Origin of the sequence: Paenibacillus sabuli (genome assembly GCF_014705605.1) — a bacterium.
Classification (GTDB): Bacteria; Bacillota; Bacilli; order Paenibacillales; family Paenibacillaceae; genus Paenibacillus_D; species Paenibacillus_D sabuli.
Map to the genome: position 1 here is coordinate 73,100 of NZ_JACXIZ010000011.1, position 13,867 is coordinate 86,966.

Genomic DNA, 13,867 nt, shown 5'->3' on the forward strand with positions numbered 1-13,867 from the left:
CGTCAGCGCGCCCCCGCAGCCGCCGGCTGCGCGGCGACGATCGGCTTCGACTCCAGCACGCGCACCAGATTGCCGCGGCATTCGTTGGCGCCGGCTTCCGTAATGTGCACCCGGCAGAGCTCCCCGACCAGGGACGCCGCGCCGTCAAAAACAACCTGAATGTAATTGCCCGAGTATCCCATCAGCAGGCCGGTGCCCGGCGCGCCCTTGTAGTCCCGCTCGGGAATGACATCCAGCACCTGGCCGACGAACCCTTCGGCATAGCGCAGCTGCATCCGCTCCGAGAGCTCGATCAGCCGGTGCACGCGCGCGTGCTTGACCTCCTCGTCCACCTGATCCTCCATGCGCGCCGCCGGCGTGCCGGTCCGCTTGGAATACGGGAAAACATGCATCTCGGCGAAGCCCAGCTCCTCCATGAAGCGGTAACCGCGCTCGAACATCTCCTCCGTCTCGCCCGGAAAGCCGACGATCACGTCCGTCGTAATCGCCACGCCGGGCATCGCCTCGTGCAGCAGGCGGATTTTTTCGGCGAACTCGGCTGTCGTATACTTGCGCCGCATGCGTCTGAGCACCTCGTCGTCGCCGGCTTGGAGCGGGATATGCAGATGGCGGCACATCTTGTCCGAACGATTGAGCACCTCGATCACGCGTTCATCGATCTGACTCGCCTCGATCGAGCTGATCCGCACCCGCTCCAGTCCGTCGACCTCGTCGAGCGCCCACAGCAGATCGGCCAGTCTGTAATTGTCCAGATCGTCGCCATAGCCGCCGGTATGAATGCCGGTCAGCACGATTTCCTTGTACCCCGCGGCGACGAGCTGCCGCGCTTGCGCGACCACGCTCTGCGGGTCGCGGCTGCGCGAGAGCCCGCGCGACCACGGGATGATGCAGAAGGTGCAAAAATTGTTGCAGCCCTCCTGAATCTTCAGAAACGCGCGCGTGCGCTCGGCAAAATCAGGTACGTCCAGCTCCTCGAATTGGCGAGTTTTCATAATATTGCGCACCGCATTGACCGGCTCGCGATCCGCCTGGATGCTGCGAATATGCGTCATCAGTTGCTCCCGATCCTGCGTGCCGATGACGAGATCGACACCTGGAATCGCCAAAATCTCCGCCGGCGACGTCTGCGCGTAGCAGCCCGTCACCGCGATGACGGCGTCGGGATTGCGACGCACCGCGCGGCGAATAATCTGGCGGCTTTTCTTGTCGCCGGTGTTGGTCACCGTACACGTATTGATCAGATAGACGTCCGCCGTCGCTTCAAAATCGACCTGCTCGTAGCCGTCGTTTTTGAACAATTGCCAGATCGCCTCGGTGTCGTAAAAATTCACCTTGCAGCCCAAGGTGTAAAATGCTACGGATGGCATCTTGTTAGGCTCCTCCCATCTCTCCGGATTCGTACATCAGGCAGGTCAGCGCGGCCATGCCCGCCGTCTCGGTGCGCAGGATGCGCGCGCCGAGCCCGACCGATACGGCCCCTGCGGCCTCGGCCTGCTCCGCTTCCTCGGGCGTGAAGCCGCCCTCCGGCCCGACGATGACGAGAATGTCCGCCTGACCGGCGGCGCGGGGCTGTGCGCCAAAACGCCGCAGCGCGGCGCCGATGCCGCGCTCGGGCGCCCCGCCCTGCGCCTCGTAGCACAGCAGCGCCAGATCGCAGGACGGAATGCGTCGCAGCAGCGCGCCCCAGCTCTGAACCTCCTCGACCTGCGGCAAGCGGCCGCGATGGGCCTGCTCGGCGGCTTCCTTGGCGATGCGGGTCCAGCGCGACCGGCGCTTTTCTTCCTTGCGATTGTCATACCGCACGACCGTGCGCGCCGCTTCGAACGGCACGAACGCATAAGCGCCCAGCTCCGTGCCCTTCTGGATGACGGTCTCGAGCTTGTCGCCCTTGGGCAGCGCCTGCGCAATCGTGACGCGCCAGCGCGGCTCGCGCGCGCTCGCCGGACGTTCCTCGACGATCCGCGCCACCACGCGGTCCGCCCCGATCTCGCTCACCTCGGCGAGCGCCTCGCGGCGCTCGCCGTCGCAGACGACGATGCGTCCGCCCGTCTGTATGCGCATCACCCGTGCGAGGTGATGCGCGTCATCTCCGTCAATCGTGACGCGGTCCGCGTCAAATTGCGACGGAGCGATAAAATATCGCTGCATCTGCTTCAACTCCAACCTTCATCATAGCATGTTTTGGGGGCGCTGCGCTACACGCAGCCTCACGCGGCCAGACGCCGCCAGACTCGGCCGCTGTCTGGGCCGCTACCGCTTGCGCGCCACGAAGGCGAGCCAGTCGTCCTCGCGCGCGATCCGTTCGATCGCAAAGCCGGCAGCCGTCAAGCCTTGCTCGACCTCCTGCTCCTTGTTGCTGTAGATGCCCGACACCACGTACGTCCCTCCGGGCCGCAGCGCCTGATAGGCGTCGTCCACGAAGCTGAGGATGATGTGGGCGAGAATATTGGCCACGATCAGATCGGCCGGCACGGCGTCGTCGTCGGCCTCGAGCGCAGTCAACAGATCGCTGTAGCGCACCTCCACCTGCTCCTCCAGCCCGTTGAGCGCCACGTTGGCGGTCGCGCTGGAGACCGCCACCGGATCGAGATCGAGCGCCAGCACCCGCCGCGCGCCCAGCCGGCAGGCGCCGATGGCGAGCACGCCCGAGCCGGTGCCGACGTCGATGACGCGTTCTCCGCCGCGCAGCTCCTCGTCCAGCGTGCGCAGGCAGAGCGCCGTCGTCGGATGCGTTCCCGTGCCGAAGGCCATGCCCGGATCGAGCTCGATGATCCGCTCCTCCGCCGCAGGCGCGTACGTCTCCCACGTCGGCTTGATTGTCAAGCGATCGGAGACGCGCAGCGGCTTGAAGTACTGCTTCCACGATTCCGCCCAGTCCTCCTCGTCCACCATCCCCGCGGTGATGCGGTAATCGCCCGGCTCCAGTCCGAATTCGCGCAAGCCGTCGATCGAGACGCGCAGCCGCGCAATCAGCGGCTCGATCTCCGTCCCCTCCTGGAAGTAGCCCTTGATGACGGCTTCCCCCTCCGGGATATCGTTGAGCGGATGCTCGTACCACTGTCCCAGCGACGTGTCGCGCGGCCGATTCAGCGTACCCGACTCCTCAATGGATACGCCGTCCGCATCGCTTTCATGCAAAAAGTTCGTAATCATCTCGATGGTCTGCTCCGATGTCGAGATTGTCAGCTCATGCCATTTCAACCTGTACGGCCTCCCCGATCTTCATAATCTTCATTGCCTATTTTACCTCATTCGTGCGTCTGGAGGCAAAGCAAAGAGGCGGCCCTCGCGGACCGCCCGTTCGATGTCCGCAGCTGCGCCAACGCTAATCGCCGCGGATCGCCTTTTTCATTTTTTCGAAAATCGACTCGTGATGCTCCTGCACCGCCTCGCCCTCGGCGCCGGACAAGCGTCGCAGCAGCTCCTTTTGCTCGTCCGACAGCTTGGTCGGCGTGACGACCGTGACCTTGATATGCTGATCGCCCTGCCCATATCCACGCAGCCGCGGCACGCCTTTGCCCTTGAGACGGAAGTACGTGCCCGTCTGGGTGCCCGCCGGAATCTTCAGCTTGACCTTCTCGGTCAGCGTCGGAATCTCGATCTCGTCGCCGAGCGCCGCCTGGGCAAAGGTCAACGGCACCTCGCAATAGATGTCGTCGCCGTCGCGATCGAAAAACTCATGCGCCTTGACCCGGAATACGATGTACAGATCCCCTGCCGGACCGCCGCGCACGCCGGCCTCGCCCTCGCCGGAGAGGCGAATCTGCGACCCTTCGTCGATGCCCGCCGGAATGCGGACATGGATCTTGCGCTGCTTCTTCACCTTGCCCGAGCCGTGACAGTTCGAGCAGCGATCCTTGATGACCCGTCCCGTACCGCTGCAATTCGTGCAGGCGCGCCGATTGACGATCCGTCCGAACGGCGTATTCTGCACGACCTCCTGCTGGCCGGAGCCGTGACACACCGAGCAAGTCTCCGGCTTCGTGCCGGGCTTCGCGCCCGAGCCGTGACAGGTGTCGCAGGATTCGGTGCGCGGAATCTGGATATCAGTCTCCTTGCCGAAGACCGCGTCCTTGAATTCCACGCTCATCGTATATTGCAGATCGTTGCCCCGCTGCGGCGCGTTCGGATCGCGCCGTCCGCCGCCGCCGAAAAACATGTCGAAAATATCGCCGAATCCGCCAAAATCGCCGGCACCGCCGCCGCCGAACCCTTGGTTTGGATCGACATGCCCGTATTGATCGTACGTTGCGCGCTTTTGCGAATCGCTGAGCACATCGTACGCTTCCTTGACTTCCTTGAATTTGGCCTCCGCATCGGCCGCTTTGTTGACGTCCGGATGGTACTGGCGCGCGAGCTTGCGGTAGGACTTTTTAATCTCATCCTCCGATGCGCTTTTTCCAACCCCGAGCACGTCATAGTAATCCCGTTTCTCCGCCACGATTTTCACCCCCGTCTATCATCGATCTAGGCCTCCGAACGCAAGCGAAGGTCAAAGTCAAGCCCTGCCTGACTTTGACCTTTCGCGTTCGACGCTGAATCAGGATTTTTTGTCGTTGTCCACAACCTCGTAATCCGCATCGACTACATTGTCTTTATTCTTGTCGTCGCCGGAGGGACCTTCCTCGGCTCCTTGCTCCGCCTGCTGCGCTTGCGCCGCCTGTTCATACAGCTTGACAGACAGCTGCTGTACGATTTGCGAGAGCTCTTCGGTGGCCGCCTTGATGTCTTCGGCGTTGTCGGATTCCAGCGTTTGCTTCAGCTTTTCCTTCGCCGCGTTCGCCTTTTCCACCTCGCCGGCGTCGGCTTTGTCGCCCAGATCCGAGATCGTCTTGTCGACGGTGTAGATCAATTGATCGGCGGCGTTTTTCGCTTCCACCAGGTCGCGGCGCTTTTTGTCTTCCTCGGCATTCAGCTCGGCGTCCTTGACCATCCGATCGATTTCCTCGTCCGAGAGACCGCTCGAGGACGTGATCGTGATCTTCTGGCTTTTGCCCGTGCCTTTGTCCAGCGCCGAGACGTTGACGATGCCGTTGGCGTCGATGTCGAAGGTCACTTCGATTTGCGGCACGCCGCGCGGCGCCGGCGGGATATCGCCGAGCATGAACCGGCCAAGCGTTTTGTTGCCGGCCGCCATCTCGCGCTCGCCCTGCAGCACGTGAATTTCGACGCTGGTCTGATTGTCGGCGTACGTCGAGTACACCTGCGATTTGCTCGTCGGGATCGTCGTGTTGCGCTCGATCATTTTGGTGAACACGCCGCCTGCCGTCTCGATGCCGAGCGACAGCGGGGTGACGTCGAGCAGCACGACGTCCTTGACGTCGCCTGTCAAGACGCCGGCTTGAACGGCCGCGCCGAGCGCGACGACTTCATCCGGGTTCACGCCTTTATGCGGGTCCTTGCCGGTCAGCTTTTTGATCGCTTCCTGCACCGCCGGGATGCGCGTGGAGCCGCCGACCAGTACGATTTTGTCGATCTCGCTCGTCGAGAGGCCCGAGTCCTTCATCGCCTGGCGCGTCGGGCCGAGCGTGCGCTCGACCAGACCGGCGGAGAGTTCCTCGAATTTGGCGCGGGTCAGGTTCATCTCCAGATGCTGCGGCACGCCGTCGGACATCGTGATGAACGGCAGCGAGATCGTCGTCGACATGACGCCGGACAGCTCTTTTTTGGCCTTTTCGGCCGCATCCTTGAGCCGCTGCACGGCGGCCTTGTCTTTGGACAGATCGATGCCGTGCTCTTTTTTGAATTCCGCCACGAGGTGATCGATGATGACCTGGTCGAAGTCGTCGCCGCCGAGCTTGTTGTCGCCGCTCGTTGCTTTTACTTCGAAGAAGCCGTCGCCCAGCTCCAGGATCGAGACGTCGAACGTGCCGCCGCCAAGGTCATAGACAAGAATTTTTTGATCCTCGGCTTTTTCGAGACCGTAGGCCAGCGCCGCAGCCGTCGGTTCGTTGACGATCCGCAGCACCTCGAGGCCGGCGATTTTGCCCGCATCCTTCGTCGCTTGGCGCTGGCTGTCATTGAAGTACGCCGGGACGGTAATGACCGCCTGCGTGACCGTCTGGCCGAGATAGGCCTCCGCATCCGATTTCAGCTTTTGCAGGATGATCGCCGAGATTTCCTGCGGCGAGTACTGCTTTTCGTCGATTTTTTCGGTGTGGTTCGTCCCCATGTGGCGCTTGATGGAGATGACCGTACGGTCGGGATTGGTGATCGCTTGACGCTTGGCGGATTCGCCGACGATGCGCTCGCCGTCTTTTTTGAAGCCGACGACGGACGGCGTCGTGCGGTTGCCCTCCGGATTGGGGATGACGACCGCTTCGCCGCCTTCCATGACGGCCACGCAGGAATTGGTGGTACCAAGGTCAATTCCGATTACTTTGCTCATGCCTGATTCCTCCTTATTCATATACAAGTCCGGGGATCATGCCCGGACAATGATAAACGCCGGATCGGCAAGCGGCGTCAGCCGCTTACTTTGACCATGGCCGGCCGAAGCACTTTGTCCTTCAGCATATAGCCCTTCTGCACCTCTTCCACCACGACGCCTTCTTCATGCTCCTCGGACTCGACCTGCATGATGGCTTGATGGTAATCCGGATTGAACGGCTGTCCTACCGTCTCCATCGCCTTCAGCCCTTCCTGGCCGAGCACCTGGTCCAGCTGCCGGAAAATCATATCCACTCCTTTGACGAGGGATTGTTGATCGCCGCTGTCCTGAGCCGCTGCCAGCGCCCGCTCGAAGTTGTCCACGATCGGGAGCAGCTCCGTAATCAGCTTCATGGAAGCGTAACGGGCCAGCTCTTCTTTTTCCTTTTGCGTACGGCGCCGATAGTTGTCAAAATCGGCCTGGGCGCGCACCAGACGCTGCTGATGCTCCGCGGCCTCGCGCTCCAGCGCGGCGATGCGCGGATCCTCGGCTGGCGCTTCAGCTTGCTGCTCATGTGCGTCCTGCTCCTGATCGGCGTCCGTTGCCGGCTGCGCCTGATCGGTTGCCTCGCTCTCCGCCTGCCCCTCCGGGGCCTGCGTCGTCTCCTGCTCCTCGGCGGCTTGCTTTTGCGCCGTTTCCTGAGCGGCTTCTTGCGGCTCTGATTGACGATTTACATTCACGAATGCTTCACCTCCTTCGTCAAGTTCAATGCTCTATTTATACCATTTTCCAAGCAGCCTTGTCATATCCTTGGACAGCACGTCGAGCAGGCTGATGACCTTGCCGTACTCCATGCGGGTCGGTCCGAGGATGCCGATCGTGCCGAGCGCCTGCCCCTCGAACGAATAGGTCGCGGTAATGAGACTGCAGTTGCTGATCGCCTGATGCCCGTTCTCCGCCCCGATCTTGACCTGGATGCCGTCGGGCAGCGAGGACACGAGCCGCAGCAGCGTCGGCGTCTCCTCGAGCAGATCGAGCAGCGTCTTCACCTTGTCGACGTCCTTGAATTCGGGCTGGGTCAGCATATTCGTCGTCCCGCCGAGCACGACGTGATGCCCCTGCTCGCCCGCCAGCGCATCGTCGAGCACATCCATCAGCTGCTCGCAATGGGTCACGTAGCGGCCCAGCTCCTGCCCGACCTCCGAATAGAGGCGCGAGCGCAGCCGCACCAGCGGCACCCCGGCCAGCTTCGCATTCAGAATGCGCGTCACCTTCTCGATCTCGGAGATCTCCATCCCCTTCGGAATCGAGACCGTGCGATTCTCGACATGACCGGTGTTGGTGACGATAATTGCCACTGCGGTCTCGTCGTTCAGCGGCACGAGCTGAAAATGCTTCAGCGAGTTGCTGAACGTCTCCGGACCGAGCACGATCGAGGTGTAGTTGGTCAGGTTGGACAGGATCGTCGCGGCGTGCTGAATCATCTGTTCCATCTGATTCATCTTCTCAGCCAGGAACAGCCGCACCCGGGCCAGCTCCTCCTCGTTCACCTCGCCGAGCTTCACCAGGTGATCGACGTAATAGCGATAGCCCTTGGTCGACGGGACGCGTCCGGCCGAGGTATGTGGCTGCTCCAGGAAGCCGAGCTCCTCCAGGTCCGCCATCTCGTTGCGAATCGTCGCCGGGCTGAAGCCCACGCCTCCCCGCTTGGCAATGCTCCGCGAGCCTACAGGCTCGGCGGAGCGGATATAATCGTCCACTATCGCATTCAGAATCAATCGCTGCCGGTCGGTCAACATACGAGCCCCTCCTTGCCTGTCTCTCTTGGTCATGCCCGGCGGTTGCGCGGCCGTGCCTCAGTGTAGCAGCAGGCCGTTAGCACTCAATAGCATCGAGTGCTAATCATTACTACAAAAATACCAAACCGACTTGCCGATTGTCAAGTCAGTTCAGCTTTTTGAGGACCGCAATTTCGTCGCAGCAATGCTGCTTGGCGCAGTTGACGCAATCGGTCCAGACCTTTTCCGGAAAAATTTCCTTTTGCACGACCTCGAAGCCGTTTTTTTGAAAAAACGCGACCTCGTAGGTCAAAGCCATCACCTTGGTCAGATTTTGCGCGCGCGCCTCGGCCAGCAGACAATCCACCAGCTTGCTGCCGATGCCCTTGCCCTTATGCCCCTCGGAAATGCCGAGCGATCGAATCTCCACCAGGTCCGCTCCAAGCTGGCAAAGCGATCCGCAGCCGACGATGCGGTCCTCGATCTCCGCCACGACGAAGCTGTCGATCTGCCGCTCCAGCACAGCGCGCGACCGCGGCAGCATAATGCCCTTTTCCGCATATCCCTTGATCAGCTCGTACAGCTCGTCCACATCGTCCAGCGTTGCCTTGCGGCAGCTGGTCTGCACTGTTTTTTGCACTGTTCTCCCTCCACCTGCGTTGCCCGGCCGCGCCACGCTCCGCGGCTGGCGCCGGTACGGATGCGAGGACGATCACGTTAGATTACGAATAAATATACACGATACCGAATAAATCTGCAATCCTGTCATACCAACACCCCGATAAAAGCGCCGAACACCTCGTTGCCGAGCGGGATGCCGCGCACGCTCAGGCGATGCCCCGTACCGCCGTCAACCGGCTCGAGCAGACCGTCGCGGGTCAGCCTCTCGATGACCGTGCCGAACGCATCCATATAGCCGATGCCGAACTGACGCCGGAAATCCGCCTCGCGCACCCCGTCCAACAGGCGCAGACCGACCATCATGAAGTCTTCCATCGCCTCCTCCTGCGAGACGGCGTGCCCTTCCAGCCGCGGCAATCCGGCCTGCGCCGCATCGATATAAGGCTGGACGCCCTTGACGTTGACGTGACGCTCGCGGCCGATGTAGCCGTGCGCGCCCGCGCCGATCCCGTAATAGGGCGCGTTGCGCCAATACGTGATGTTGTGCAGGCTCTCGCGGCCCGGCAGCGCGAAATTGCTGATCTCGTATTGACGGCGTCCCGCGTCCTTGAGACGCCGCATGATATAGCCGTACATCTCGAGCTCTTCTTCTTCGGCTGGCAGCGGCAGCTCGTTGCGCTCGTAGAGCGTGTGGAACAGCGTGTTCTCCTCGACCTTGAGGCTATACAGCGAATAATGCGGCAGGTCGAGCGCCAGGGCGCGATCGACGCTGTCCGCCAGCGCCTTTGTCGTCTGGCCGGGCAGGCCGAACATCAGGTCGATAGACAGGTTGTCGAAGCCCGCCGCACGCGCATTGTCGAGGCTGCGATAGACGTCGTCCACGTCATGGATGCGGCCGATTCGCTCGAGCAGCCCGTTGTCGAAGGACTGCACGCCAAAGCTGATGCGATTGACGCCGCCCTCTCGCATCGCCGCCAGCTTGTCCGGATCGGTCGTACCCGGATTGGCCTCCATCGAAAACTCGGTCTCGGCCGTAATCGGAAAATGACGGCGCACGGCGGCAAGGAAACGCTCCATTTGCGGCGGCGTCAGCACCGTCGGCGTCCCGCCGCCGACGAACACGCTGTCGATGCGCTCCGGCGGCACAGCGGCGACTGTCATCGCCATCTCCCGTTCCAGCGCCGTCAAGTACGCGTCGACCGGCTGGCCCTTGAGCACAAACGAGTTGAAGTCGCAGTAAAAGCATTTATTGGTGCAAAACGGGATATGAATATATAACGCGTGCGGCTGCATTTGAAGCATCGACTTTCCCTCCCTTGCACGTCTTGTTGGTTTTTGAGCCGTTGTGCCCGGCATGCAGCTCCGGCCCACGGCAAGAGGGGAGCGCGCGCGCTCCCCCTGTTGTGCATCGCCGGCAGACCTATTCGTCGATTTTGAGGACGGCCATAAAAGCCTCCTGCGGCACCTCGACGCTGCCGACCTGCTTCATCCGCTTCTTGCCTTCCTTCTGCTTCTCCAGCAGCTTTCGCTTGCGGCTAATGTCGCCGCCGTAGCACTTGGCCAGCACGTTTTTGCGCATCGCCTTGACCGTCTCGCGGGCGATGACCTTCGTGCCGATTGACGCCTGTACGGGCACCTCGAACATCTGCCGCGGGATCAGTTCCTTCATTTTCTCGCAGATGATCTTGCCGCGCTGGTAAGCGCGGTCGCGGTGCACGATGACCGACAGCGCGTCCACCTGCTCGTTGTTGAGCATGATGTCCATCTTGACGAGATTGGAGCGGCGGTAACCCGCCAGCTCGTAATCGAAGGAGGCGTATCCCTTCGTGTTGGACTTGAGCTGATCGAAAAAGTCGTACACGATCTCCGACAGCGGCATCTCGTAGACGATCGTGACGCGGTTCGTGTCCAGGTACTCCATGTTCTTGAACTCGCCGCGCTTGCCCTGGCATAGCTCCATGATCGGCCCGACATAGTCATTGGGCACGATGACCGACGCCTTCACGAAAGGCTCCTCGACCTGCTCCAGCTTGCCCGCCTCGGGGTAGTTCGACGGATTGTCGATATCCATCGTCTCGCCGCTGGTCAGCGTGACGCGATAGATGACGCTCGGCGCCGTCGTGATGAGCGGGATGTTGAACTCGCGTTCGATTCGCTCCTGGATAATCTCCATATGCAGCAAGCCAAGGAAGCCGCAGCGGAAGCCGAAGCCGAGCGCCGACGAGGTCTCCGGCTCATAGCGCAGCGAAGCGTCGTTGAGTTCCAGCTTCTCCAGCGCTTCGCGCAAATCGTTGTAATCCTGCGTTTCGATCGGATATAGCCCGCAAAAAACCATCGGATTGATTTTGCGGTAGCCCGGCAGCGCCTTCGGCGCCGGCCGCTTCGATTCGGTAATCGTATCGCCGACGCGCGTGTCCTTGACGTTCTTGATGCCGGCGACGACGAAGCCGACATCGCCGACCGCAAGCTCGTCCACGATCGTCATGCGCGGCTTGAACGCCCCGACCTCGATGACCTCGAATTCGGCGCCAGTCGCCATGAAGCGAATTTTTTTACCGGCCGAGATGCTGCCGTCGAGCACGCGGACATAGACGATGACGCCGCGGTACGGATCGTAGTGCGAGTCGAAGATTAGCGCCTTGAGCGGCTCGTCCGGATCGCCGGTCGGCGCCGGCACCTTCAGGACGACCTGCTCCAGAATCTCCTTGATGCCGATCCCCGCCTTGGCCGAGGCCAGCACAGCGTCGCTGGCGTCCAGACCGATCACATCCTCGATCTCGCCCTTGACGCGCTCGGGCTCCGCACTCGGCAGATCGATCTTGTTGATGACCGGCAAGATCTCCAGATTGTTGTCCAGCGCCAGGTAGACATTGGCGAGCGTCTGCGCCTCGATGCCCTGGGCCGCGTCGACGACGAGCAGCGCCCCCTCGCAGGCGGCGAGACTGCGCGACACCTCGTACGTAAAGTCGACATGCCCGGGCGTGTCGATCAGATTGAGCAGATACTCTTGTCCGTCCTCGGCACGGTAATTCAGCCGCACGGCCTGCAGCTTGATCGTAATGCCACGCTCGCGCTCCAGTTCCATCTGGTCCAGCACCTGGGCCTGCATCTCGCGAGAGGTGAGCGCGCCGGTGTATTCCAATATGCGGTCGGCAAGCGTTGATTTGCCGTGATCGATATGTGCAATAATCGAGAAATTGCGGATCATTTTCTGTCGGTCGCGAACGTCTGTCATCGTTAACCCCCACACCCATCCCATTTGCGAATTAATCCTATTATTATATCAGCAGGCGTGCGCCGTTTCAATGACTGGAATGAGCGGGCGGACGAATCGGACAATCCGCCCTCCGAAGCTACTCGGTGACCGTATCGAACAGGCCGACAATGAAGCGGATGCCGCCGCTGGAGAGCGACTGCAATACGCCGGCCGTCCGGTCCGCGACCTGATTGACGGAGGGCTCGCGCTGCGGCGCGCCGCCCTCCGGACGCAGGGGATCGGCGGCGGCGCCTTGCACCGCGGCGGCGGCCGCCTGCAGCCATTGCTCGCGCGCCGCCTCCTCCCGCTGCGCCGCCAGACGTTCAGCCACCTCCTGCGCCGCCGCTGCGGCTTGCGCGGACGGCGACAGCGGCGTCTCCTCCCGGACGCGCTGCGTGTTGTCCAGCGGACCGTGTACATTCTCGATACCGGTCGTGGCCACCTCGATGCCGTACAGCAGCAGGAATACGAGCGCGCCTCCGATCAGCGACCATTTCAATGCGTCCCGCTTCATGTTATCGCCTCCCTTATTATTCGGCCGCACCGTCGACCTTGTCGGCCTGCCAGTACAGCTCCGCGATCACCTCGGCCAGCGCGTCCGCCGTGCGGTTCGACTCCGCGAGCGTGTTGTCGACGCCACCGATTTCCACCAGCACGCTCTCCGGCGCGAGCGACTGGTTGTACTCGCCATTGCCGGTGGAAGCGTCCTTGCCCCAGATGCCGCGCGACAGCCCGGGATAGCGCGCCTCGAGCATTTCGTGAATCTGCGTTGCGAAGGCCTCGTTCTCCCGCCAGTCCGGATTGCGGTGACCGATGATGAAGAATACCTGCGCGTAATCCTCGCCGTCGATGGTGACCGTCGTGTCCTTGCGGCGCAAGGAATCGCGATGCAGATCGAAGATAAAGCGCACCTCCGAATTGGCGAGCATCGCTTGCTTGACCGTCGACCGGGAGTATGTATAGAGCAGCTCCCAGCGGTAGCTCGCCACCTCGGTCGGATAATCGGTGGCGGAATGCTGCGCCCCGACGCCCAAGCGTTCCAGCGACTCGGCGAGCCGCTTGCCGACCATCGTAATATTGGTGTCGGCGGAGCTGGGATCTTTTATACCCTCGCCGAGCTCCGGATACCACGATTCGCGATTATGCGTATGATAGATGAAGACCGGCTTGCGGCTGCCGGTGGAGCGCTCCGGCAGTCCGGACTCGCCGTCCGGCGGCGGCGCTTGCTCCGAGCCTGTCCCGCCGCCTTCGCTCGGCGGCTGATCGGGACCGGTCGGCTCGGACGCGCTGTCCGGCCGCTGACCGGACGGCGCGCCTGTCTCTTGCGGCGCCTGCGCTACGGGCGGCGTATCCCGCGGAGGCGGCCCGACCTCAGGACCGCTGCCGCCCCGGATCAGGAAGGACTCGTCCCTTCCGAGACCGGGCAGCTCGCCCGCGATGAGGCTGCGCGGATCCTCCGGGTTGATATCCGTCAGCAGCCGCATGACGAATGCCGCGGTCTGGGTGCCCAGGAGCGAGCCGTCCGGCGGCTGTTTTCCTTCGAACGCCGGAATTTCCATGCCCAGCATTTGACCGAACCAGCCCCCGGATATGCCGGCCGCCATCCCCTTCATTGAGGACAGGGGCGAGGACTCGACCTGCTTTTGCAGCATGCCCCCCAACCCGAGCACAATAAAAAAAATACTTGACGCCACCGACAGCCAGGCGAATGTTCGCCCCGTCGTCAGCAATGCCTTCAGTCTTTCGACTCCCGCGCGGCGGCCTTCCCCGAATTGCAGCGTTTTTTTCATCGTCTCAGCCTCCAGATGGTTGACCCTGTATACCCCATCCTATGAAGCGAGC

Annotated in this window: 12 protein-coding genes; all 12 read right to left on the reverse strand. The window is 62.0% G+C overall.

Features of this window, described 5'->3' with window-relative positions:
- Positions 1–2 precede the first annotated feature (2 nt).
- The 12 genes from mtaB to spoIIP all read right to left on the reverse strand — a co-directional run bounded on the left by mtaB (position 3) and on the right by spoIIP (position 13,815).
- A complete protein-coding gene (gene mtaB / locus IDH44_RS04630) occupies positions 3–1,367 on the reverse strand; it encodes a tRNA (N(6)-L-threonylcarbamoyladenosine(37)-C(2))-methylthiotransferase MtaB (protein WP_190915171.1) in 1,365 nt (454 codons plus the stop codon).
- Positions 1,368–1,371: 4 nt separating this feature from the next.
- A complete protein-coding gene (locus IDH44_RS04635; protein ID WP_190915173.1) occupies positions 1,372–2,148 on the reverse strand; it encodes an RsmE family RNA methyltransferase in 777 nt (258 codons plus the stop codon).
- Between the two features lie 102 nt (positions 2,149–2,250).
- Complete coding sequence (gene prmA, locus IDH44_RS04640; RefSeq protein ID WP_190915175.1) at positions 2,251–3,201, reverse strand: 50S ribosomal protein L11 methyltransferase; 951 nt, start codon at positions 3,199–3,201, stop codon at positions 2,251–2,253.
- Between the two features lie 124 nt (positions 3,202–3,325).
- Positions 3,326–4,441, reverse strand: coding sequence for a molecular chaperone DnaJ (dnaJ, locus tag IDH44_RS04645; RefSeq protein WP_190915177.1), 1,116 nt, complete (start codon positions 4,439–4,441; stop codon positions 3,326–3,328).
- 99 nt (positions 4,442–4,540) lie between these two features.
- A complete protein-coding gene (gene dnaK, locus IDH44_RS04650; protein ID WP_190915179.1) occupies positions 4,541–6,388 on the reverse strand; it encodes a molecular chaperone DnaK in 1,848 nt (615 codons plus the stop codon).
- A gap of 77 nt (positions 6,389–6,465) precedes the next feature.
- Entirely contained in the window at positions 6,466–7,110 is a 645-nt protein-coding gene (gene grpE, locus IDH44_RS04655) for a nucleotide exchange factor GrpE (protein ID WP_190915181.1), read from the reverse strand.
- A gap of 33 nt (positions 7,111–7,143) precedes the next feature.
- Positions 7,144–8,169 (reverse strand): heat-inducible transcriptional repressor HrcA, encoded by a 1,026-nt coding sequence (hrcA, locus tag IDH44_RS04660; protein WP_190915183.1) that lies wholly within the window; start codon positions 8,167–8,169, stop codon positions 7,144–7,146.
- Between the two features lie 145 nt (positions 8,170–8,314).
- Complete coding sequence (locus IDH44_RS04665; RefSeq protein WP_190915562.1) at positions 8,315–8,776, reverse strand: N-acetyltransferase; 462 nt, start codon at positions 8,774–8,776, stop codon at positions 8,315–8,317.
- A gap of 137 nt (positions 8,777–8,913) precedes the next feature.
- Positions 8,914–10,071, reverse strand: a complete 1,158-nt coding sequence (gene hemW / locus IDH44_RS04670) for a radical SAM family heme chaperone HemW (RefSeq protein ID WP_190915185.1) — start codon at positions 10,069–10,071, stop codon at positions 8,914–8,916.
- A gap of 118 nt (positions 10,072–10,189) precedes the next feature.
- On the reverse strand, positions 10,190–12,004 hold the full coding sequence (gene lepA, locus IDH44_RS04675) for a translation elongation factor 4 (RefSeq protein WP_190915187.1): 1,815 nt from the start codon (positions 12,002–12,004) through the stop codon (positions 10,190–10,192).
- Between the two features lie 118 nt (positions 12,005–12,122).
- Positions 12,123–12,539 carry a hypothetical protein gene (locus IDH44_RS04680; RefSeq protein WP_190915189.1) on the reverse strand — a complete coding sequence of 139 codons (417 nt, stop codon included), beginning with the start codon at positions 12,537–12,539 and terminating at the stop codon, positions 12,123–12,125.
- Positions 12,540–12,555: 16 nt separating this feature from the next.
- Positions 12,556–13,815: a stage II sporulation protein P gene (spoIIP, locus tag IDH44_RS04685; RefSeq protein ID WP_190915191.1), complete on the reverse strand. Its 1,260-nt coding sequence runs from the start codon at positions 13,813–13,815 to the stop codon at positions 12,556–12,558.
- Between the last annotated feature and the right edge of the window lie 52 nt (positions 13,816–13,867).

What these genes read in the sequence shown, in the direction of transcription:
- dnaK (WP_190915179.1), bottom strand. Translation starts at nt 6,388, where the DNA reads ATGAGCAAAGTAATCGGAATTGACCTTGGTACCACCAATTCCTGCGTG.
- lepA (WP_190915187.1), bottom strand. Translation starts at nt 12,004, where the DNA reads ATGACAGACGTTCGCGACCGACAGAAAATGATCCGCAATTTCTCGATT.
- IDH44_RS04680 (WP_190915189.1), bottom strand. Translation starts at nt 12,539, where the DNA reads ATGAAGCGGGACGCATTGAAATGGTCGCTGATCGGAGGCGCGCTCGTA.
- hrcA (WP_190915183.1), bottom strand. Translation starts at nt 8,169, where the DNA reads ATGTTGACCGACCGGCAGCGATTGATTCTGAATGCGATAGTGGACGAT.
- IDH44_RS04635 (WP_190915173.1), bottom strand. Translation starts at nt 2,148, where the DNA reads ATGCAGCGATATTTTATCGCTCCGTCGCAATTTGACGCGGACCGCGTC.
- hemW (WP_190915185.1), bottom strand. Translation starts at nt 10,071, where the DNA reads ATGCTTCAAATGCAGCCGCACGCGTTATATATTCATATCCCGTTTTGC.
- mtaB (WP_190915171.1), bottom strand. Translation starts at nt 1,367, where the DNA reads ATGCCATCCGTAGCATTTTACACCTTGGGCTGCAAGGTGAATTTTTAC.
- spoIIP (WP_190915191.1), bottom strand. Translation starts at nt 13,815, where the DNA reads ATGAAAAAAACGCTGCAATTCGGGGAAGGCCGCCGCGCGGGAGTCGAA.